At 41.8% G+C, this 22,242-nt stretch carries 13 protein-coding genes and 1 pseudogene; 8 read left to right on the forward strand and 6 right to left on the reverse strand.

Annotation, left to right across the window (positions count from 1 at the left end; genetic code table 11):
• Positions 1-127 precede the first annotated feature (127 nt).
• Entirely contained in the window at positions 128-1,009 is an 882-nt protein-coding gene (locus tag TY03_RS02805; protein WP_042367123.1) for a DUF6624 domain-containing protein, read from the forward strand.
• Between the two features lie 128 nt (positions 1,010-1,137).
• On the opposite strand, the gene TY03_RS23155 is transcribed toward TY03_RS02805, so the two are convergent.
• The 5 genes and pseudogenes from TY03_RS23155 to TY03_RS02830 form a co-directional block, all read right to left on the reverse strand.
• The gene (locus TY03_RS23155; protein WP_394330864.1) at positions 1,138-1,317 is read right to left on the reverse strand and encodes a hypothetical protein; all 180 of its coding nucleotides are present in this window, start codon (positions 1,315-1,317) and stop codon (positions 1,138-1,140) included.
• A gap of 230 nt (positions 1,318-1,547) precedes the next feature.
• Positions 1,548-1,769, reverse strand: coding sequence for a hypothetical protein (locus TY03_RS02815; protein ID WP_230201875.1), 222 nt, complete (start codon positions 1,767-1,769; stop codon positions 1,548-1,550).
• Between the two features lie 67 nt (positions 1,770-1,836).
• Positions 1,837-4,191 (reverse strand): outer membrane beta-barrel protein, encoded by a 2,355-nt coding sequence (locus TY03_RS02820; RefSeq protein ID WP_081713028.1) that lies wholly within the window; start codon positions 4,189-4,191, stop codon positions 1,837-1,839.
• Between the two features lie 152 nt (positions 4,192-4,343).
• Positions 4,344-6,044 (reverse strand): tetratricopeptide repeat protein, encoded by a 1,701-nt coding sequence (locus tag TY03_RS02825; RefSeq protein ID WP_042367129.1) that lies wholly within the window; start codon positions 6,042-6,044, stop codon positions 4,344-4,346.
• Positions 6,045-6,146: 102 nt separating this feature from the next.
• Positions 6,147-7,132, reverse strand: a pseudogene (locus TY03_RS02830) (tyrosine-type recombinase/integrase).
• A 560-nt stretch (positions 7,133-7,692) separates the two neighbouring features.
• Between TY03_RS02830 and TY03_RS02835 the strand changes: the two are divergent.
• From TY03_RS02835 to cysS, 7 genes are all read left to right on the forward strand, one after another.
• Positions 7,693-8,286: an RNA polymerase sigma factor gene (locus TY03_RS02835; protein WP_042367324.1), complete on the forward strand. Its 594-nt coding sequence runs from the start codon at positions 7,693-7,695 to the stop codon at positions 8,284-8,286.
• Between the two features lie 75 nt (positions 8,287-8,361).
• Complete coding sequence (locus tag TY03_RS02840) at positions 8,362-9,348, forward strand: FecR family protein (protein ID WP_042367131.1); 987 nt, start codon at positions 8,362-8,364, stop codon at positions 9,346-9,348.
• A gap of 205 nt (positions 9,349-9,553) precedes the next feature.
• Positions 9,554-12,907 carry a TonB-dependent receptor gene (locus tag TY03_RS02845; protein WP_052332370.1) on the forward strand — a complete coding sequence of 1,118 codons (3,354 nt, stop codon included), beginning with the start codon at positions 9,554-9,556 and terminating at the stop codon, positions 12,905-12,907.
• A gap of 33 nt (positions 12,908-12,940) precedes the next feature.
• A complete protein-coding gene (locus TY03_RS02850) occupies positions 12,941-14,554 on the forward strand; it encodes a RagB/SusD family nutrient uptake outer membrane protein (RefSeq protein ID WP_042367327.1) in 1,614 nt (537 codons plus the stop codon).
• Between the two features lie 114 nt (positions 14,555-14,668).
• Positions 14,669-16,744: a family 20 glycosylhydrolase gene (locus tag TY03_RS02855; RefSeq protein ID WP_042367133.1), complete on the forward strand. Its 2,076-nt coding sequence runs from the start codon at positions 14,669-14,671 to the stop codon at positions 16,742-16,744.
• 232 nt (positions 16,745-16,976) lie between these two features.
• Entirely contained in the window at positions 16,977-17,753 is a 777-nt protein-coding gene (locus TY03_RS02860) for a hypothetical protein (RefSeq protein ID WP_042367135.1), read from the forward strand.
• 63 nt (positions 17,754-17,816) lie between these two features.
• Positions 17,817-19,292 carry a cysteine--tRNA ligase gene (gene cysS / locus TY03_RS02865; protein ID WP_042367137.1) on the forward strand — a complete coding sequence of 492 codons (1,476 nt, stop codon included), beginning with the start codon at positions 17,817-17,819 and terminating at the stop codon, positions 19,290-19,292.
• A 101-nt stretch (positions 19,293-19,393) separates the two neighbouring features.
• Here cysS and TY03_RS02870 read toward each other — a convergent pair whose 3' ends face one another.
• Positions 19,394-22,240, reverse strand: coding sequence for a chondroitinase family polysaccharide lyase (locus tag TY03_RS02870; RefSeq protein WP_042367139.1), 2,847 nt, complete (start codon positions 22,238-22,240; stop codon positions 19,394-19,396).
• Positions 22,241-22,242: the final 2 nt, after the last annotated feature.

Raw genomic sequence — 22,242 nt, forward strand, 5'->3', positions numbered from 1 at the left:
TTCTTTAAAGATACTGACTTTTAACAATTTAAAGAGGAGAGAGGAAGCGATAGCCAATGAAAGTCAACTGATTGCTCATTTTTTCATATACTGAAAATATTGATTCTAAATATCAAACACTCAACATATGATTCATCAATCTCAATCTCGAAGTAAAGCTTTACGCATTTATATCTCCTTCATATTACTTATAGTAATCAATAACTCTCACATACAAGCGCAATATGCTAAGAGAGCAGCACCTAATGTTGACTCAACTTTGATAAAGATAATGGATACGGATCAAAGCCTGAGAGAAAAGTTCAACTATACACTTGCCAACTCCGGAGGTAACTCGCCAGATTTTATACTCGCTACAAAAGATTTAAATATAGGCGACTCGATAAATCAAAAACAAATAGATTCTATTTTCCACATCTATGGATGGCTAGCTCCCCCTATTGTTTCTGAAAAGGCTTCAAAAGCATATTTCTATGTAATTCAGCACGCCCGATATGAGTTTCAAAAAAAATACGAACCTCATGTAATTCAAGCTTTCAAAAAAGGAGTTATAGACAGACAAGAGTTCATTTTCTTTATTGACAGATTAGCCATTCGAGAACAGAAGTATCAAAAGCATGGAACTCAAATAATGACCGATAATATTGGAAACAACTATTTTGTGCCAATAGACACTGCAAATAATTCTGCAAACGATTTTCTGGAAGATATTGAGCAGAGAATGAAAAACAATGATTTCATATTATTTGCCAACACTAATCTTATTACTATTTTCGTACATTCATTTGATATAAACACCAACGGACCTATTCCATTCTTGGTAATCTGCCTTGATGGGGAAAAGATAGGCGAGACGAATAAGAATGGCTTCTTTCAGACTTGCATAACGCGTAAAAAAGGAGAATCCATATTAACGGTTACTGACAGCAATACTAAAAAAACACGGTCTCGTAAGTTAAATTTTCAAGAACACATTGATTTTTTTGATAACTATTTTGGCTTTAGGTAATAATTTAAAAAGATGAAGCATGGGTTCGTGTCTTTTATTATATCAATCTACTCATGATAAATGCATTTGCATTGCTTACCATCTTCTTTATTTTATAATACGCTCAAATGCGATGAATTACAAAATGATTATTTTTCATCTTGTTTGCTACTGTCCCCTTTATCCCTGCGGATTATCAGACTACGAAGGAAGTCGAGGGCTTTAGTCCGATTGAGCGATTTACGGCTGAAAACCTTCTCCTGTTGGTCATAGATGCTACCGAAATTGCAATTAAACATCTTTTCAAAAGCGTACGCAATTTGATTCATGTTTGCAGGCTTTCCATTTCGCTGAAATATTTTTCCTGTAAGGAAAATTGCTATTACAATTTTTGCCAAAGCTATAATTACCAAGCCTTTCGATTTGAGAAATATATAAAAATAGGATACGAATGGTTGCGGATTGGGTTTGGGAAACTGTTCAGGATGCTGAATTTTCAATAATAACAACTCCCGTTCGGAATCAACTAAAGATAAGGCTTTGCGCAAATACGCTAATCTCAGGGCATTTTCCCCCTGCTCGTACTGATGTAGGGTTCTAAGACGGCTAACTCGATACGAGTAACGTTCAGTGTCCGCAAGACGGTTGCGTTATCAGAACAGCCAACCGTTTTTACCTGTTCCGTGAACTTTCCATAGGCATTAGACATTTCTTCGTTTGTTACTTTTTGTGAGGGTTCAGCCAATAGGCTGATAAACCTCGTGTTTAATAAGTCATTCATAAGCATAAATTTTAAAGATTACTATTGATATTCAGACCGAAGTCCTGTTTTATGCCGAATGATAGGTCTATCTTCCGAATCTCGAATTATCTACCTTTTCATAAGTTTTTTCTTTGTACTTACCGAATCTCCATGCAAACGTTACCACTATAGTACTGTAATCTTTATTGATTCTCCGGCTATATTGCCCTTCCCAATCAACCGTTATAGGACGTGGCGTTTGATGTTGCAGTATGTTGTTATATCGAAGAGACAAATAAGACCCATTTGTAAATGTCCATTTAATTGCGGAAGACAAACCATAAGCAGCTTCAAGCTTGTATATTCCTTGAATGCTCGGACTTTGATAACGCCCGTCAATTTGTAAAATCAAATTCGGTTTATCTTTGGATAAGATGAATGTATTATTAGACATGACAACACCTGCAAAACCTATGTTATCAAATGATTTTCCATGAAAATCACTCATTTTTTCTTCAATCCTGAACCCCTGTACTGTTATACGTGTATTCCAGAATCCGACATTAAAAGGTACAATGACAGCTAAACCTGTATTTAGAGCGAAATCCAAGTTTTCAAACCGGTAAATGGTTGTCATATTCTCATCTTGATAAGGTAGTTGTTGGAAAGCGTCAGGGCTGTAATTGGCAAATGCCATGAAGATGTATTTTCGATTAAAAATATACAGGATTTGTCCCCGATACATCCGGGACGGTTTCAACTCGGGATTTCCAACAATAAATGTATAAGAGTTAACCTGTGTAGTTTGTGGAGATACAGCCCAATAGGATGGATAACTTTTGCTACTCAATAGATTAAATTGCGCCATTCCTTTTGGAGAAATATTATACCTCATTGTGACTGTTGGGAATAAAGACCATTCGTTCCATAGCGTTGATTTTATACTATTCAACTCATAGTCGGAACGGAAATATTCCGTCTTTAACGATGCGGTAAGCGACAATTTGTTGTTAAACTTTCCTGTGATTCCTGCAAATACGTTTCCTGTATATTCCTTCTGGTTATTATTTATATCCATAATGGGATTAGGTATATATGGGCCATCCGATTGGGGAAACAGGTATTCAATTGAATTATCCGATTGGTTATATCCTCCATTTATACCGTAGTTCAATGACCACTTTGTAGAAAGTTTATTTGTATTGTTGGCAAAAAGCATCCATCTATAATTTTTCTGCAAGGAATTATTTATATAATTATTTATCCTTGTATCATCAGTATATTCTGAAAAATGGGAATTATCCGGCGAGCGATAGTAGGTAAAATCAATTCCTGCATTTAATCCTTTGTGTCCCGAATACTGAAAGCGTGCATTATGAATCTCGTCACTTCCATCCCCATTGTCTACACTACGAGTATCGGATTTCCCCATTTCCACAAAATTGTTATCGGCATTGGTTTCAGCATTCCTGTTACTTCCATCAAAATAGTAGGAAAAGGAAAGATTATCTTTATTTTTCAATGTATATTCTGCTCCGAAACGGAATTTATAATCATTAAAATTTGATTTGGTTCGAGTGTATTGATTTAGCTCCAATAATCCGTTGGCAGTGGTCTGGCGGGAATACAATTCATCTTTCTTCCATGTTTTGCCTTTCCCTGCATCAGCCATAATGTCAATGGAAAATTTGGAAGTCTGGTAAATAAGGTTTCCCGTTAGAGAGCCGGAAGCATAATGAGATTGTTTATATTCCGAAGTAACTTCCCCCTGAATATTTTGTCCGCCAGATTCTTTATTGTCCGTTATTACATTGATAAGCGCACCATTTACATTGTACCGAGCCGGAGCATTGTACATTATTTCAACATCTTTTACTCGTGAAGCCGGGATGCTTCGTAATAGATTGTAAACTTGCTGGCGGGACATGGTACTTATTTTGCCATTCAAAACAATATTTACCGCTCCTGCTCCGATTAATTCTATTTCTTCGGATGAGCCTGAAACTCCGGGAATCTCTTTTACCACTTCAAAAGCCGTAGAAGTTGCCCTGTTTTTGGTCAAAAATGCCACGCTATAGGATAAAGCCCCGTCTTTTATGACAACCTGCGGACGTTCTGCCGTAACGGTAACTTCCTTTAATGTGGTGGGTTTTTCTGTGAGGATGACAGTTCCAATATTGAATGTTGCACTTTGGATTTCAATTTCATTAGAAAAGTAATTCAAATGTTGCACAATCAAGCGCAACTTTCCGGCAGGGCGGGACTGAAAAACAAATATCCCGGCTGTGTCGGTAAGAACCGCACCGATGTGCATAGAATCCGTTTTTTGAAGGACTACTGTTGCAAAATCAACCGGATTACCGACACTGTCTTTTACAACTCCTGTTAACTCTTGGGAGTAACCTTTAATGTAGACTACTGTAAAAAGTAGAATGGTTATTATTCTGCTTCTGCTTATCATGATTTAATATATTTATTGGCACAAAGCTAAATACACTAAGCCAGACAAAAAATGCCACAATGGGCCAGAAAAGGTTTTTGAAATAAAGCGACTATTTATATCACTTATTTACAGCATCTTATACTTAATAAAGAAAGACTTTGAAAAGGTTTTTATAACACCTGTTCACTTAGAAATTCGCCGATACTGCCAAATTCTTTTATATTTAATTTTTTACGGATAGACGTTTTCCGTATTTGAATGGCATTTACGGATGACTTCATCAATAATGAGATTTCACCATTGGTTAGCTTCTCTTTGGTCAAGCAGCATATTCGAAATTCAACTTCGCTTAATTGAGGGAATGCTTCTTTGATTTTATCCAATGCTCCGCCTTCCATGTCATTCATTGCTTGATATAGTATTTCCCAGTCAAAGCTATTGTTTTCTCCATATATGACGTTATCAAATTTCCTCAATAATTTCTGCCCTGATTCTCGTTCTTTTTCGCTCAGGTATTCTTTTAATAAGGCGGACTTCTTAAATATTTGAAAACGTTCAACCAATATTTTCCGAAAAGCACCATCTTCTTTTGTGGCATTATTCGCTAATTCTTGTAGTTGGTCTATTTTTTCATGGGCTTCAAACAATGCAATTTTATTTTGAGTTAGTTTGCGATAGAACAAGAAACCGATGATTACTATACCGAGGAATAAAAGGACTACACTCAATAGCATCCATTGACGTTGAATAAGGAGTTTATTGTTCGAATTTTGAATGAATTCATAATCGTATTTTTTCTGTACTCCCAGAATTGCTTCTCTATCCTTTTCGTTTAGAATGGCAATCAATTGGTTGTTATATTGCTGATAAAGTTCTAATGCTTTTTTGAAATTTCCTTTTTTTGCTTCCGATTGGGATAACATTCTGTAAACTCCATTCAGGAAAAGGGAATGGTTATTTGATTCCAGATGTTCCAACGTTTTACGAATGTAAAATTGAGTAGAATCAACCAAATTCAAATTATCGCATACTTCCGCCAGATTCAGGTACATGATGGCTGTTTTATCTTCATCTTTATTGAACGTATTTATATTGTTCAAATATTGCCTAAAGGAAAGAGCTTCATGTAAAAATTTCTTCGATTCCTTGAAGTTTCCCGTTCTTTTCAACATTACGCCTATGTTATGTGTAATTATCGTTTGCTGAACAGAATCATTGTGCATTTTAGCCAATTCCAAGCCTTTATTATAATAAAAATAAGCACTATCGCTCTGCTCAATCCTTGAAAAAACATTGGCAATTGAACAATAGCTTATAATTAGATTTTTGTATGAATTTTCATTTTGAGAAAAACAGAACGCAGCCTTTTTAAATCTTTCAATAGCTTCATCATTTAAAAATTGTTGATAATCCAATTCCCCGATATTTTGCTGCATCACACCTTTCAGGTTAATATCCGATGTTTTGTCGGCACATGTCCCAGCTTTTAGATAGGATTTCATTGCCTGTTTAAAGTTCTTTTGAAAAAAGTATACTCTACCTGAATAGAAATAAGCAGAAGATGCCTGCTCCAAATTATTTACAGTATCAAAATATTTTGCTGCTTGAAAAATGGCGGTATCGGAGGAAATATCCTGATTTAGCTTATCCTTTGCCCGAACTGTCAGCAAAACATATTCCGACAACTCCCTTTCATTAAAATATTGTGAATATCGAATGGTGCTTAATAAAGTCAATGCACTATCCGGATGTTGGTTTATAACGCTTCTTGCTTGTTCCAAAATCGACTCTTGCTGCTTTTTTGACGGATTGCAGGCAAAACAAGCAATCACGACAAACACGGGAATAATATATTTCCAAGTTTTATTCATGGGTACAAATTTACGAATAAACTTCTGCGGACTAAATACTTTTATTGAGTTTTAGCATTTATGGATTAAATCAACATTTTATATCCGCTCCGTAATCTGTTTTTACAGACCTTCTAACTTATGAGAAAGGATTTCCATGTCCTGACTGATTTTCTCTTTTGTTATCTTGGCGTAAATTTGTGTAGTCTTGATGTTGGTATACCTTATCATTCTGCTAACGGTTTCTATCGGAACTCCCTGCGAGATAGTTAATAAAGTTCCGAACGTATGCCTACTTACGTGGTAGGTCAGCCGTGTTTTTATTTCGCATTGTTTGCCAATCTGTTTCAGGATATTATTACATGCACTGCTGCTCGGAACATGGAAGATACGATTATCCCTGCTGTAACCCTTGTATTTCTCAATGATTCGTTTGGGTACTTCCAATAACCGGATGCTTGAATCGGTATTTGTTTTCTGCCTTCGGGTGATAATCCATAAATGACCGTCAAATGAGGTTTTAAGGTAATCCTTTATCAAGTTATTTACATCCGAATAACTTAACCCGCAAAAACAGGAAAACACAAATAGATCCCTTAACAATTCGTGATGGGCGTTCTTCATCTTGGCGTTGACAAGTGAGTTTAATTCTTCTTTGTTTAGAAATCCCCTGTCTTTCGGTTCGGGGCTTATCAGGTATCCCGCAAACGGATTGATAGCTAACTGACCAGAATTGCGGACAATGGAAACGATATGTTTTAACCCTATCATATACATCCATATTGTATTGGTAGAACATTTGCGTTCTGCCCGCAAATAGTACTCAAAGCCGTTGATGTTACAAAGCCGTCCGTTTGCATTACGTCCTGATAGTGCCGGTTGATATCGACACGGATTTTATCCAGTGCAATGTTCGTTTTTACGGCTACTCCGCTTTTGCCCGTTAATCTGCCCGCTTTGGTATCCCAAAGGTAGGGCGAAACATCCATCTTGCAGCTAAACTGACTGATTGTTCCGTCAATGGTAATCCGACACATCAAAGGTGCTGTTCCATCGGGTTTGGGACTGTTCTTTTTGAGATAGAACAAAATCTTAAAGGTACTTCTCATTTCCTCGAAATTTACTGATACAAAATTAGTTTACTCCGAGTTAAGATAGGTTATACAGGATGGCGCAAACAACAGACAACGAATGTCTTATAGCCAAATTGCGTTTTTAGTGCAGGTAATGATGTGGTAACCGAACTTTGTCCTACCTTTGTCTTTTGGTGGCTTTTGCTGTCAAAAAGAAAAGCCAAACAAAGGACTTTACCCGCACATTTTCAATTGGTTGTCCTCGTTTGGCTTTGACTTGCTTTTTTGTTAGGCTTTTATTTTATATTAAGAAGATAAAGCAAAAATGGGTCTGGATACGACTCATTCTAGTAGCAAATATGACCACACATATAAATTATATCAATTATTTATATGTGTCGATATGATTATATTACCTTTTTACACAAAGCATTATGGTTTCTATCCGTTTACGATAAAACATGTGTGCCCGATTGCGAGCTTGTTATTTTGGATCTGTTATTGGAAAGCAAAGGATAAAATAACACATCAGGGCTATTTTTAAAAAATTATCCTGTACATTTGCATCCTGACAACCTAGTATGAGTGCTCACAACATGAAAAACAACTTCTTACCTTCATCCACCATAACCGACAATGAGCTACTGCAACGTCTTCAGCAAAGCGACGAGCAGGCTTTTACTTTCATCTATGAACGTTATCATCGCTTGCTTTATGTCGTTGCCTATAAATATATGAAAGATGCTGATATGGCTAAGGATACTGTACAACATATTTTTCTTAAATTATGGGAAACACGCTCTCTACTAACCATACGCATCAACTTACGAAACTATCTCTATACCATGATGAAAAATCATCTGTTGAACGAAATCCGCAATAACTATACAGCACTGGAGAAAAGTTATGAACTCTCACAGGAGTCAATGCCTTACAACGATGAGTTACTGGCACGGTTGGAAGAAAAAGAAATGATGCAGCAACTGTATCAAGCAATTAATCAGCTACCGGAGCAAAAACGCCTTGTATGCCTCTACAAGCTAAAGGATAATTTGTCGAACTTAGAGATTGCCAACAAGATGTGTCTTTCTGTTCCAACTATCAAAACACATTATTCGCAGGCCATCAAGATCCTTCGTATACATTTCGACAAATGTTTGTTCATTCTCATCGTTACTCTATTTCACTAAAAAACAAAAAGTAATCATACTATATTACCAATTATGTGTCCACTACAAATAAACAGGAACCAATGACGAAAATATATGAAAAAGCCCGATAGAGAGAAAATAGAACGAGCACTCAACAATACAGCTACTGCCGAAGAAGCCCGGGAGGTGATCGGCTGGTTCGCTACCAAAGAAGGTAGCATTCATCTTTCCACACTGATGGATGAGGATATGGTACAGATAGTGCCCGGATCGGAAGAGGCATATATTGACCATCCTATTCCATCCGACGAGATGTATCAACAAATCATGAAAGCCATGCGTTGGCAAAAGAAGAAACGCTTCTTATTTAAAGTAGCAGCCATTCTGATACCGTTCCTTCTGCTAACCGGACAGTTTTGGTATATAGACAAACAAATAGACCTATTTGCCGATACCGGTTATGAGGATGTATATGTTCCTAAAGGCGAACGTATACAACTCGTGTTTCAAGATGGCTCAAAGGCTATATTAAATTCTGGCAGCCATATCAGATATCCCAAAAAATTTGCCTTCGCCGAACGAAAAGTCACGCTCGAAGGAGAAGCATTCTTTGACATCGCTCCTAACAAAAGCCGACCTTTCATTGTCGATTTGAAGGAGATAAATGTGGAAGTGCTGGGAACAACCTTTGACGCCAAAGCGTACCCTACAGATTCAACAATTTCAGTAACACTCGAAACAGGAAAAATTCGGCTGGCTTCAAGATCAAACACAACTTATCTGAAGCCTGGAGAAAAAGCAACTTATAACAAAAAAACAGGCCATTACAACATAAGCATTCCAGAGGACATTACCCAAAATTCGGTATGGAAAGAAAATCTGATTATATTTGAGAACACTTCACTATCAGAAGTCGTACAAACCTTATCAAGGTGGTATGATGTTGAGTTCGACATAACAGATCCTGCCGTATTGAGGTATACCTATACGATCACTTTTTCGAAGAAAGAGCTAAACGTGATACTAAAAGAAATCGAAAAGATTAGTCCTGTACGGTTTAAACATGAGAAAAATAAAATCAATGTATTTTTGAAAAAATAAAAAAGTAATCTATCCGCTCATACTTTTGGAAACGTGGTGTGTCTATTTATATAAAGCAGTATTTACTAAATAAAAGCACACCTAGTATGAATAACACTTCATAAAAGACATCTTAACAAAGGTAGCCGGAAATGCGCCACACTTCCGGTTACCGGATGTACAGAAATAGAGATTTATTCCTATCACCCAAATTCATTCCAAATGTATGAAAAACAGTAACAAACGCCTTAAATATGGGCATCATTTAATATTTATTGAGAAAACAACGAATGCAGTGAAACGTATTCTTCTGCCTTCTATCCTCCTTCTTTTATTATTTTCGACAGAAGCCTTCGCACAGAAAGTAACTATTTCACTAAACAATGTCACTATAGAGAAGGTCTTGAATAGCATCAGCAAACAAACCAAACTTAATATGGCGTACAGCAAAGAGATAGTTGATGTGAACCGCAAAGTATCCATTCATGCCGACAATGTAGAGGTAGCACAAGCATTAGATCAACTGATTGCCAACACGCCATTGGCTTATGAGATTAGCAACGGAAAGATTTATCTGTTTCGCAAAGAAAATGTAACTACAACCTCACAAAAAAGAAAACAGATAACCGGTATCATTATTGACACCCAAGGTGAACCTGTCATTGGTGCCAGCATCATCATTAAAGGTACGGCAACCGGAGTTATCACCGATATGAATGGTAAATTCTCGTTAGAGGCTTCCCCGAATACACAGATTGAGATATCTTATATCGGTTATCAGCCTCAGCTAGTAACCATAGGAAACAGAAACAACTTAAACATTACTTTGGCCGAAGACCTCCTTGCATTGGAAGAGGTGGTAGTGGTTGGTTACGGTCAACAAAAAAAGGCAAATCTCTCCGGATCAGTATCACAAATAAGTAGTAAAGAGCTACAAAGCCGTCCTATTTCAAGTTTATCCAACGGCATACAAGGTATGATGCCGGGTGTGACAATCACATCGGGCGAAAGTCGTCCGGGTAGTGATGGCGGTAGTATACGCATTCGCGGCGTAGGAACATTAAACTCCTCGGATCCCTATATTCTGATTGACGGAATAGAGAGCGGATCGTTGAATGTTGTCGACCCCAATGATGTGGAAAGCATTACGGTTCTTAAAGATGCTTCCTCGGCTGCCATCTACGGCTCGAAAGCCTCGAATGGTGTTATCTTGATTACAACAAAACGCGGTAAAGTAAGCAAACCACAGGTTTCTTACAACGGTAACATCGGCCTGCAAACTCCAACTGCACTTGTTGAACGACTGAACTCTGCCGACTATGCCACACTTTACAATCAGGCGTTGGAAGCTGAGAACATGTCACCGCAGTTCACCCCCGAAGAAATACAAAAGTTTAAAGATGGCTCCGACCCTTTCAACTATCCAAACACAGACTGGAAGGGATTGGCTTTCCGCACCGGTGTACAACACCAACACAATGTAAGTGTGAACGGTGGAACCGAAAACGTGAAATACATGGCTTCGGCAGGTTTCATGAATCAAGAAGGTATTCTACCCAATGCTGCTCGAACACAGTTCAATGCGCGTATGAATCTAGACATCGAACTCTCCAAAAGAATCACGGTACGCACCAATATGTCTTATGTGAATAATCAATATTCAGACCCCATCAACTCGGCCTCCAACATTACCGAGAATTCATCGATGATTCTCCGTCAACTCGACGCCATTTCTCCATGGGTCCCTTATAAGAAAGAAGATGGCAGCTACGGGACCGTTTCGGATGGTAACCCCATTGCATGGCTTGATTTGGATCAAACAGTAGACAGACAGATACAAAACTTCTCGGGTACCATAGCACTAGATTACCAGATTATCGATGGGTTGAAGGCAACTGTTCAGGGTTCATATATCACCCAAAATCAATACAACAAGGCTTTCATGAAGGATATTCAATACAATGATAACCTATATCATGGTCCCAACCAACTCAGAGAGCGATTCTATAATTGGAACCGTCTTAACTTCGACGCACTTGCTAACTACGAGAAGCAATGGGGATTGCATGGTTTCAAAGCCTTACTCGGATATCATCTAGAAAAGTACAACTATCGCGAAAACAGTATCTATCGCAGTGGTTTTCCGAATAACGACCTAACCGATATGAATGCCGGTACTACTGCTACTCAGACCAATAGTGGAGTTACTCGAGAATTGGCTATGCTCTCCTATTTTGGTAGAATCAATTATGACTATGCAGGCAGGTATCTATTCGAAGCAAACCTACGTTCGGATGCCTCTTCACGATTCGCACCCGACAAACGCTGGGGATACTTCCCTTCTTTCTCGACTGCATGGCGTCTGTCCGAAGAGTCGTTTATGGAAAACACCAAGGATTGGTTGAATAACTTAAAGATTCGCGGTTCTTGGGGTTTACTGGGAAATCAAGATGCACTCGACTCCTACTACCCTTGGATGAATACCTATAGTACAGGCACAAATGCTCTGTTTGATGGTAAACTAGTATCAGGTTTCGCCCAAACAAATTATCAGCTAGCTACCATTACTTGGGAAAAGGCTCGCACGTGGGGTTTGGGTATTGATGTAACTTTCTTAGATCACTTTAATGTATCGGCCGAATACTATGACCGCCTGACTTCGGGCATTATCATGGACGTTCCCGTCCCAAGTGAGTTTGCCTTAGGAGCATATAAAGATAACGTAGGAAAGATGTCAAACAAGGGTATCGAAATAACATTGGGATATGACAATAGCTGGAAAGACTGGCGTCTATCGATCAATGGCAACTTTGCTTACAATAAAAATGAAATTCTTGACCTCGGTGGCGTAGACCGCATGATCGAAGGTAGCAAGATTAAACAAATTGGGAATGCGATTAATTCATATTATGCTTACGAGGCTGTAGGTATTTTCCAGTCGGACGAAGCGGCAAAAGCCTATATGGATCAATACAAAGGTAAGGACGGTTACCCCTTCACGAAAGAGTTTAAGGGAGGTGACCTAATTTATGCCGATGCCAACGGAGATGGCAAAATAAATTCGGAAGACCGCATCGTTGCCAATTCAACAGATCCTAAATTCACGTATGGCTTCAACTTCAATCTCGGTTGGAAAAACTTCGATCTTTCTGCCGTATTCAATGGAGTAGCAGGCGTATCGCGTCTCTTCAACACACAGATGTTTGGTGAGTTTAACGGAACGATGTCTCACCCTGCCACCGTATGGCTGGATGCGTGGTCAAAAGATAATCTGGATGGCAGTATGCCACGTGTAGCTTATAAAACGAGCTCGCCCAGTAGTTCACTCAACACAATGTCTACGTTCTGGATACAAAACACCAGCTTTCTGCGTATCAAGAATCTACAGTTGGGATATAGTTTACCCCAACAATGGCTCAAGTCGATTGGAATATCCAGAGCCCGAGTTTACTATTCAGGCGAGAATCTGCTTACCTTTGACTCTCTACCAATTAATGCCGATCCCGAATCACCCGAAGGTATAGGAAATTATTATCCGTTGGTACAAACCCATTCATTGGGCATCAACCTTACATTTTAAATCATTATACACTACTTAAAAATGAGAAACAATATGAAACGTCTTATTTATTTATTGATAAGTGTAGTTTTAACAACTTCCTGTTCAGACTTCTTAAATACAGCCCCCAAAGATGCTCTATCGCCTGCTACCACTTGGAAGACAGAAGCTGACGCCAATAGTTTTGCCATAGGTTGTTATCAAGATTGGATAGACGGTGAAAAGCTGTTATATCAAGATTGCGGATCGGACATAGGATACAACCAGTTTCCTTGGGAAGAATGGAATCCGATAGGCAACGGAACGCTTACAGCTTCTGCTACAGGAGCCAATTTCTACGACTTCACTACTATCCGTCGATGCAATACATTTGTCGAAAATGTTCAGCCCATACCGTTTTCCAACGAAGCCGATAAGTTGGATTTAATTGCGCAAGTGAGGGCTTTGCGCGCCTATAAGTACTTCGAATTAAACTTCTGGTATGGCGGCGTACCGATCATAGATACCTATACAACGGCGGAAGAGGCCAAAGTTCCACGTAACACGGAAGCTGAAGTGAAAGCTTATATCTACAAGGAGTTGGATGAGCTGATCCCCAATCTCAAAGAGATGCCTTCACAAAAAGGTCGGATTGCCCGAGGAACGGCCTTGGCTATCAAAATGCGATCAGCTTTGTATTGGGGCGATTATCAGCGTGCAATGGAAGCAGCGCAGGCGATTATGAATATGCATAAATATGAACTCGACAAAGACTATACAAACCTGTTTACCATCAAAGGACAGTCTTCGAACGAAATCATCTATGCCATACCGTATGCCGAGAATATAGCTTACAATGAAATTGTAGGTCGAATGTACAACAATGCCGACGGCGGATGGTCATCCATTACTCCGACACAAAACTTGGTGGATATGTATGAGATGAATGATGGAACACCTCGCGAAGAGTCGCCCTTATACGATGCCGTGCATCCTTTCAGTAATCGGGACCCACGTATGGAGATGACCATCCTGTTTCCGGGACAAGTGTGGCAATCAAAGATTCTAAACACACTCGACAAAGAAGTGAATGGAAAAGAGAATCCAAACTACCCGCTTGTAGCCGATAATGCTTCGAAGACCAGCCTATCATGGGCTAAATACCTTGCGCCATTGGAACAGTATCCAAATATGTGGCAAACAGCTACTTCGCCCATCCTCTTTCGTTATGCCGAGGTATTGTTAAGTTTTGCCGAAGCGAGTAATGAGCTTAAAGGTCCCTCAGATAATGTCTACAAAGTTCTGGATGAAATTCGTCTGCGTGTGGGCATGCCAGCCGTTAATCGCAGCAAATATGGCACGAAGGAGACTCTTCGTGAACTAATTCGCCGAGAAAGAACAATTGAATTGGCAGGTGAGGGTCTTCGCCGGGCTGATATTCTCCGTTGGAAAGATAACAACGGTAAAATGATAGCGGAGACCGTTTTGAACAAAGTGCTATATCGCGTTATCGGTAGTATTGACTACACACAGACCGACCCCCATAAACGAGCAGTAATTGACGTGAATGCTTCTGCCGAAACCCGCAAACTAGAAACCCGCCAATTCATCCCGGAGAATCGATATTTACCTATTCCACAATCGAGTATAGATAAAAACCCAAAATTAGAGCAGAATAAAGGCTACTAAAAGAACAAGCTAATAATAAGATGCATATGCAACCCTCTAACCCTCATATGCATCTTATTATGATAGCTGAAACGTTTGGGATTATTCATATTGCAAACTCTTAACAAACTAAAAATGAAGAATACACTTCTATTACTACTACTTAGCATTGCGTTTCCAGTAACAGGTAAAAGCCTGGACAAAGTCTTTCAGTTGATGCCACAGCCACAGAAAGTTGAGGTAAAAAGCGGCATTGCATTTAACCACGATCAATTGACTTACCTCGTGACAAAGGAAGGCACTGACGTCCCTGTGCTCCGCCCTATCCTCGATGCCTTACCACGCTCTGTTCGCAAAGGGAAAGGCGTTCAGCTCACGCTAACCACCAACGGGGTACCCGATTCGGACGAAGGCTATGTACTTCAGATATCAACAAACGGAGCTAGCATTTTGGCAAAAACCTCTACCGGACTTTTCTACGGATGTCAAACATTGGAACAACTCTTAGAAGATAGCCGTGATTTCCACCGCCCTATACCCGCCATGGTAATCACCGATTATCCCTCAATTCCCTACCGTGCCATTCATGTCGATACCAAACATCACTTGAACCGAATGGAATATTACTACCGACTCATCGATCACTTGGCATCTTATAAAATTAACGGCATCATTTGGGAACTGGAAGACAAGCTACGCTATACCCGTCGTCCCGAAATCGCTTCGCCCAACGCTATCAGCAAGCAAGAAATGCAAGCCATCAGTCGATACGCTAAAGAGCGTAACATTGAAATTTCACCTCTGGTACAAGGATTGGGACACGCCTCCTTTATCTTGAAACATCATTGGGAGTTGCGCGAACACCCAAACAGCGATCATGATTTCTGCCCTGCCGACCCACGAACCTACGAACTTCAATTCGATCTTTATCGGGATGCCATTGAAGCCATGCCTTATGGGAAATACCTCCATATAGGAGGTGATGAAATCAATTCGATCGGTGAAGATAGTCGTTGCTTAGCGACTGGAAAAACAGCTTTTGAATTACAAATGTATTGGCTCCAAAAGGTCTGTAAGTTCGCTACCGATCAGGGCCGTACCCCCATCTTTTGGGATGATATGCCACTAAAACATGCCGGTATTTGGGACTTACTACAGAACGATACCCTCGGAGGAATGGAGCTTGAGCGTCAATGGAATAGTCAGAAGCTCGACGATGCCATTAATCTATTCCCGAAAGAATGTATCTATATGCGCTGGAAATATGAAGAAGCTGTTACGCCGGTCAATCTGAAACTACTGAACTGGTATAGAGAAAAAGGCTTGAAGGTAATGGCCTCAACAGCTACAGCCACCGGAAACAGCCTTTATCTTCCACGTGAGATAGAGCGTACAGACTACATCAAAGGCTTTAGCCGCATTGCTGCCGAAAATAAACTCGAAGGTATTTTGGCAACAACATGGGACGATGGTTCACCTCATTCAGCAGCCGTTCTGCGTGAAATGATTGCTCAAGGTGAATATGGCTGGAATCCATATGCCCGCGACCGACAGTCTTTCAGTTTAGCCTATGGGCAAAGAGAGTTTGGATTCAACCCCGCCGATTCACTCTCCGAATTCATAAACGATTTGAAAGCAATGGCCGATTTCTTTGATGGGGCGCTTGTTATTGAAGGAGTGCGGAATCCGGCTTGGGGAGTAACACCTTTCAGGCTCCTTCCTTTTCCCGATTCTCAAAACCCCGGTGTGTGGAGCAAACAGTATGCAGATAAGATAACCGAAGCAGAAGTAGCCATGAAACGATATAACCGCGTGAGTTCTATCCTAAGCCGAGGTAAGGCGAATGCTTTGAGAAACCGCTATCCACTGGCAGTATATGAGCAAACGAGCCACCTCTTTGCTTATCCTGTTCAATTGATTCTGGCACTACGCAACTATGACTGTGCAGATACCCCAGACGAAAAAGCCACAGCGTTACGTGCCGTCACAACTATTTGCGATAACTTTACGACAATGCGACAAACGTTCGAAAAGGTATATTCCGAAATACGTTTTATGACCTTACCCGATGGTTACATCGAACAAATCGGTCGTAAGAGCCATTTATCAGCTATGACAAGTAACAGCGACTGGATGTTTTATTTCGAGTTACCAATGATTAAAGAACTTAAAAAGTGGATTCAGAAAACATCGTCTCTTTATAGCTTATAAATAGCAAAACACTAAAACACAACAAATTCCGGCGGTAATACAGTAAAGAATTTTAATCATAAAGGCAGCGCATCAGAAGTGCTGCCTTTATAAACAAAACAAGGCTTATCTCATATACACATGAAATGCATAAGTCTTCTACCAAACAAGCTTTTCGGTGTCTTATCATCCAACTTTACTCCTGTTCTTATATTTATTTCCTATCTTTGCCCGTTATAAGCAAATTTTAAAGATGAACGAAACAAAACCTTCCTGTGAAATTATTATTGTATTATCAGAACATCCGGTATTTGGTCTTTTATTGACCCCTTATATGTCTGAAAGCGCTTCAGACAAAGACGAGATCCGGTTAACGGAACAAGCCTTCCATGCTTCGGACGAGATGATCGGGCAAATGACGGCCGGCGAACGGAAAGCCATAGAGATTGCTTCCTATTACAGCGAGAAGTACCTGATGCAGAACTACTCGAACGAAAAAACGCCGACACGCTTCTACCACAAGCTATCGACCGATCCGGACAAAGTGAAAAAAATCATTCGCCCTTTCATCAACGAGAGATTGGTCGAAATGGTAAAGCTCATTGTAGAAGAGGGGCTTCCGGTCTATCAAAAGGACAGTCGCAACAAGGTGCTCTATCCACACAACCTGTACCGCATTCATAAGCAACCGGTAGAAACTTCTTTCTTGTTTGAACTGGACGGAGAGTCGTTCAGCTATCAGTTAGAGTGCTCGTGCGACGGACAACCGCTGGTATTGAGCGAACACAAACCGGTAGCAGTACTCACCACCACGCCGGCCACTCTGCTGCTCGGCATGGATTTATATACGTTTCATCACATGGATTCATCGCGTCTGATGCCTTTCACCAAACGCGAACGGGTAACGGTCGACGCAGCTTTTCTACAGAAGTATATCGACAACGTGATGATACCGATTGCACGCCACCACAAAATCACAACGCGGGGAATAGAACTGCCCAAAGAGCTCACTGATTCTTTTTTAAAATGATATCAGCGTTTTCAATTATTTATTCTAACTTTGTGGTTTAAAACAGAATATAAAAGAAACGTTATGGAACATCAACTGACGATTTACAACACTTTAGATAGAAAAAAGGAACTCTTCGTTCCGTTGCATTCGCCCCATGTGGGCATGTATGTCTGTGGGCCGACGGTTTATGGCGATGCTCATCTGGGACATGCCCGCCCGTCTATTACATTCGATGTACTCTTCCGCTATCTTACACACTTGGGATATAAGGTGCGTTATGTACGCAATATCACCGACGTGGGCCACCTGGAACATGATGCCGACGAAGGCGAAGACAAGATTGCCAAGAAAGCACGGCTGGAGCAATTGGAGCCGATGGAAGTGGTACAGTATTACCTGAACCGCTATCACGAAGCGATGGCAGCACTCAACGTATTGCCACCCAGCATCGAGCCTCACGCATCGGGACACATCATCGAACAGATTGCATTGGTAAAAACAATTCTGGAAAACGGATATGCCTACGAGAGCGAAGGATCGGTATACTTCGATGTGGCCAAATACAACAAAGATCACCATTACGGAAAACTATCGGGACGCAACCTCGATGATATGCTGAACACCACCCGCGAGTTGGACGGACAGAGCGAAAAGCGCAATCCTGCCGACTTTGCTTTGTGGAAATCGGCACAACCGGAACACATCATGCGTTGGCCTTCGCCTTGGAGCGACGGATTCCCCGGATGGCATGCCGAATGTACGGCTATGGGACGTAAGTATCTGGGCGAAAGTTTCGATATTCACGGTGGCGGTATGGACCTGATCTTCCCGCATCACGAATGTGAGATTGCTCAATCGGTTGCTTCGCAAGGACACGATATGGTACACTACTGGATGCACAACAACATGATTACCGTTAATGGAACCAAGATGGGTAAGTCGCTCGGCAACTTCATCACACTCGAAGAGTTCTTCACCGGTTCGCATCCGTTGCTGACGCAGGCTTATAGCCCGATGACCATCCGCTTCTTTATCCTTCAGGCACACTACCGCAGCACAGTAGACTTCAGCAACGAAGCGCTGCAAGCCTCGGAGAAAGGACTGCAACGCCTACTTGAAGCCATGGACGGCTTGAAGAAGATTACACCGGCGGCAACATCGACAGCCGATGTAAAAGGGCTGCGTGCGAAGTGCTACGAAGCGATGAACGACGATCTGAATACGCCGATCGTTATCTCTCACCTGTTCGAAGGTGCTCGTATTATCAATAATGTGATAGCGGGCAACAATACCCTGTCGGCCGAGGATCTGGAAGAGTTGAAAGAGATATTCCACCTGTTCCTATTCGAAATAATGGGAGTAAGAGAGGAAGTCGGCTCATCAGACGGTCGCGAAGCAGCTTATGGCAAGGTCGTAGATATGTTGCTCGATCAACGTATGAAAGCAAAGGCGAATAAAGACTGGGCTACTTCGGACTTGATACGCAACGAGCTGACCGCTCTTGGCTTTGAGATTAAAGACACGAAAGATGGATTTGAATGGAGACTGAATAAGTAAAACGACCATTCACCATCGGATAAATAGAGAAAGTCCCGCAACGTTTCGATTGAAAACGTTGCGGGACTTTCTCTATCTCTGCTACTTGTCTCCGCTATTCGTTAAAGAGCTTGCAGAAGGCATTCAACCGGTTGTCCGTGCTGAAGGCGTACAGTAAGTTCGGTTTGTCCGTCGCCACGAACAACACGTATCTGTTCGTGCGGCGTAGCCAACTTCCAGTTGCCTTTGAGCACGATTGTCTTTTCGATGGGACGGCTCGGTTCTTTGGTCGTGTACTTCTTTTCGGAGATGTTCAGGTTGGGATCGCAAACGCTCAAACGAATACAATCCTTATCCGGCTGCCGCATCACCAACACTTCGGCGGGAAGCGATCGAAGCAGTTCATCATCAGGAAGTTGAAAGGATTCGAAAGCAGCATAGGCGGTGATTCGGGTGCTTTGATCGAACACCACATGAGCCGTATCGTCTTTGCGCAATACGCGATAACCTTGCTCCTCTTCGACTTTCTTCAACTGCGAAGCATCGGGTTGAATCAATACCATGTATTCGTAACCGCTATGTTTGGGCGATTTTCCGTGGTCTATCCAAGCAGAAGCAAAGACTCCATGGGTTTGTGCACGTGTTTTTTCGTGAAGCGACTGCTGTTCGGCTACCTGCACGCGAACATCACCTTCGGCTACGTGGTAGTAATTATCGTAGCCATCGGTCAGCCAATAACGACCGGGCACGGGCTTCTCCCCACCGCGATAAGCACACTGAAAGAGCGTTGTCTCGGTTGGATACTGCGCATTGCTATTGGTGATGCCCGAACCCAGACAGATCATCCGGTTATCAAAACAGAATATCGACTTACGGGCAACGAAATCGGGAGTAAAGTTCTTCAATTCGCGCTCCATCAACTTCATGGCAAAGACTCCGTTCGCTCCATTCAAAGAACTACTGCCGGAGAAGTTTTCTTTGGATTTGGCCATTGTCGTACCTCGCACCGGACTATCGAGTAGCTCGAAAGGCAAATGAATGGTGGTTGTTCCGGGCAAGCGATTCCAATCCCATCCCTGCTCTACAAACCCACTTGCGGCACGCGATACCGGATGACCCTTACCGATAATCTGTACCGATCCGTAACTCTGATAGCGTCCGTAACGGTTATCTTGGGTGTAAATCTCGGCACCCCACACATCGGTATTGTATCCTTTGAGAGTAACCATCCAGTTGGCACGGCGAAAGATACCTGCCGAACCATAGTTATAGACGAAAAACCCTTGGGGAGCTTCGGCAGGCCGAATGCCTTGTTCTTTGAAATAAGTCGATTGAGGGGTCTTAGCATCGCCTACTAACCGGAGATAATCGGCAGCTAAACCGTAATCGAACAAATGGTTCTTACCCGACAAGTCGCCTGCCAACGCCAGCGAAGCAAAGGCGGCCACATCGTTCTCTTTCATAGAGCCGCCAAAGGGATGACGACCACTGATGCCAATGCCCCAATCGTACAGGTTGCAGTAGTTGCGCATGGCCAAAAAGGCCGATTTCAACGCTTGACGCCCGTCAACAGATACTTCATAATCGGTACCGCCGGTAAAAGCGATAAACTGACCGACCATCGCCAATACACCAGTGGTATAGGCGGGATAGAAGCCACCGTGATGGAAAGTGGTACCATCGACTTTGATGCCTCCAAGGGTGCCCGGCGTATAGTTCAAAGAGGTCGACACCCAGCGAGACAGTCCTTTCAAAGCTCTTTCGCGCTCCCGTTCATCGGGCATCAACAGAGCCGAAATGGTTTTCGCCATTAACAAGGTATTCCAGGAGTCGAGCAGTTCGTCGCGCCCATACTGATAAGGCTTACGGGTTTCTTGCAAAGCAGACCAGAAGTACAATGCCGACAAAATAGCCTCGCGATTGGGACGGGTATAAATGGCCTCGCGCATCAACCAGGCAGTGGTATATATCTTACGTACCTGATAGCCGTAATGATGATTAGTGCCCATGCCACTACCAAAAGCAAACCCTTGATCGATGGCATAATCGAACACTGTAAAGTAATTCGTCTGCGCCTGAGCCGAATGATTATAGGTAGCATCGTAAGCAAAGCCCGAGAGCATGGTTTCCAAATCATTCCACGAGAGTTCGCCTTTCTTACGATCAAGTTCATCGGGAGCAACCAAAGGAGCACCCGTGAATCCAGACCCCGAACGGGCGATGTGTGCTTCGCGAAATAATTTGTAGGCGGCATCTACTTGTCCTTTAGGGGCTTTCTTCACATCGACAGCCTCGCTCACGCGCTCTTCAACCAACCGGAGTTGCTGGCGTTGCTTATCGGTAAGCCGCGTTGCCAAGGGTAGATCATAAACATACTGCTCCCACTGCCATACCCTGCACCAATGCCACAAATCACGAAAAGAGAGCGCATTGTTGTAGGGTATTTGCTGATCGGGAGTCGTACGCAGATTCATCTCCTTCATCGGAAACGTGAGGCGGTCGATAAATATTCGTCCTTTCTGCCTTGGAGCAATCAGGCGATAAGCCACGATTTCGTTGGATTGCTTATTGCCTTTCATATATTCAAAAGAGATCCAACAAGCACGCCAACCGGTAGCCTTAAGTTGGTAAGCGAACCAATAAGAAACCTCTCCGGTTTTATTTAAAAAGGCAATCCGAATAGAGTCGTTCTGCGACTTCTCATTGTATATCCACAATGTAATGCCATGCGAAGCCTCTTTTTTGGTATCCAGGAGCAACGGCTCCGTAGAGACATCAAGCGTTGCCCCCGGCAGATAATTCCACTGGAGGCACTGAGTTCCTTCTTTGTAATAAAGAGAAGAGAGCTCCAGTTTACTTCCGCGACTGGTAGTAAAAGTTTCCGGAATCTGCTCTTCAAAACCGATGAATTGGGCAAAAACGGCAAAAGGCACCAGGAGGCAGAGGCATAGAAAAAAGAGGCGTGTCATAG

Origin of the sequence: Bacteroides neonati (assembly GCF_000499785.1) — a bacterium.
Taxonomy (GTDB): domain Bacteria; phylum Bacteroidota; class Bacteroidia; order Bacteroidales; family Bacteroidaceae; genus Bacteroides; species Bacteroides neonati.

Excerpts from the sequence above, each read along its gene's own strand:
- TY03_RS02805 (WP_042367123.1), top strand. The coding sequence starts at position 128 with ATGATTCATCAATCTCAATCTCGAAGTAAAGCTTTACGCATTTATATC.
- TY03_RS23155 (WP_394330864.1), bottom strand. The coding sequence starts at position 1,317 with ATGAATCAAATTGCGTACGCTTTTGAAAAGATGTTTAATTGCAATTTC.
- TY03_RS02815 (WP_230201875.1), bottom strand. The coding sequence starts at position 1,769 with ATGAATGACTTATTAAACACGAGGTTTATCAGCCTATTGGCTGAACCC.
- TY03_RS02820 (WP_081713028.1), bottom strand. The coding sequence starts at position 4,191 with ATGATAAGCAGAAGCAGAATAATAACCATTCTACTTTTTACAGTAGTC.
- TY03_RS02825 (WP_042367129.1), bottom strand. The coding sequence starts at position 6,044 with ATGAATAAAACTTGGAAATATATTATTCCCGTGTTTGTCGTGATTGCT.
- TY03_RS02835 (WP_042367324.1), top strand. The coding sequence starts at position 7,693 with ATGAAAAACAACTTCTTACCTTCATCCACCATAACCGACAATGAGCTA.
- TY03_RS02840 (WP_042367131.1), top strand. The coding sequence starts at position 8,362 with ATGAAAAAGCCCGATAGAGAGAAAATAGAACGAGCACTCAACAATACA.
- TY03_RS02845 (WP_052332370.1), top strand. The coding sequence starts at position 9,554 with ATGAAAAACAGTAACAAACGCCTTAAATATGGGCATCATTTAATATTT.
- TY03_RS02850 (WP_042367327.1), top strand. The coding sequence starts at position 12,941 with ATGAAACGTCTTATTTATTTATTGATAAGTGTAGTTTTAACAACTTCC.
- TY03_RS02855 (WP_042367133.1), top strand. The coding sequence starts at position 14,669 with ATGAAGAATACACTTCTATTACTACTACTTAGCATTGCGTTTCCAGTA.
- TY03_RS02860 (WP_042367135.1), top strand. The coding sequence starts at position 16,977 with ATGAACGAAACAAAACCTTCCTGTGAAATTATTATTGTATTATCAGAA.
- cysS (WP_042367137.1), top strand. The coding sequence starts at position 17,817 with ATGGAACATCAACTGACGATTTACAACACTTTAGATAGAAAAAAGGAA.
- TY03_RS02870 (WP_042367139.1), bottom strand. The coding sequence starts at position 22,240 with ATGACACGCCTCTTTTTTCTATGCCTCTGCCTCCTGGTGCCTTTTGCC.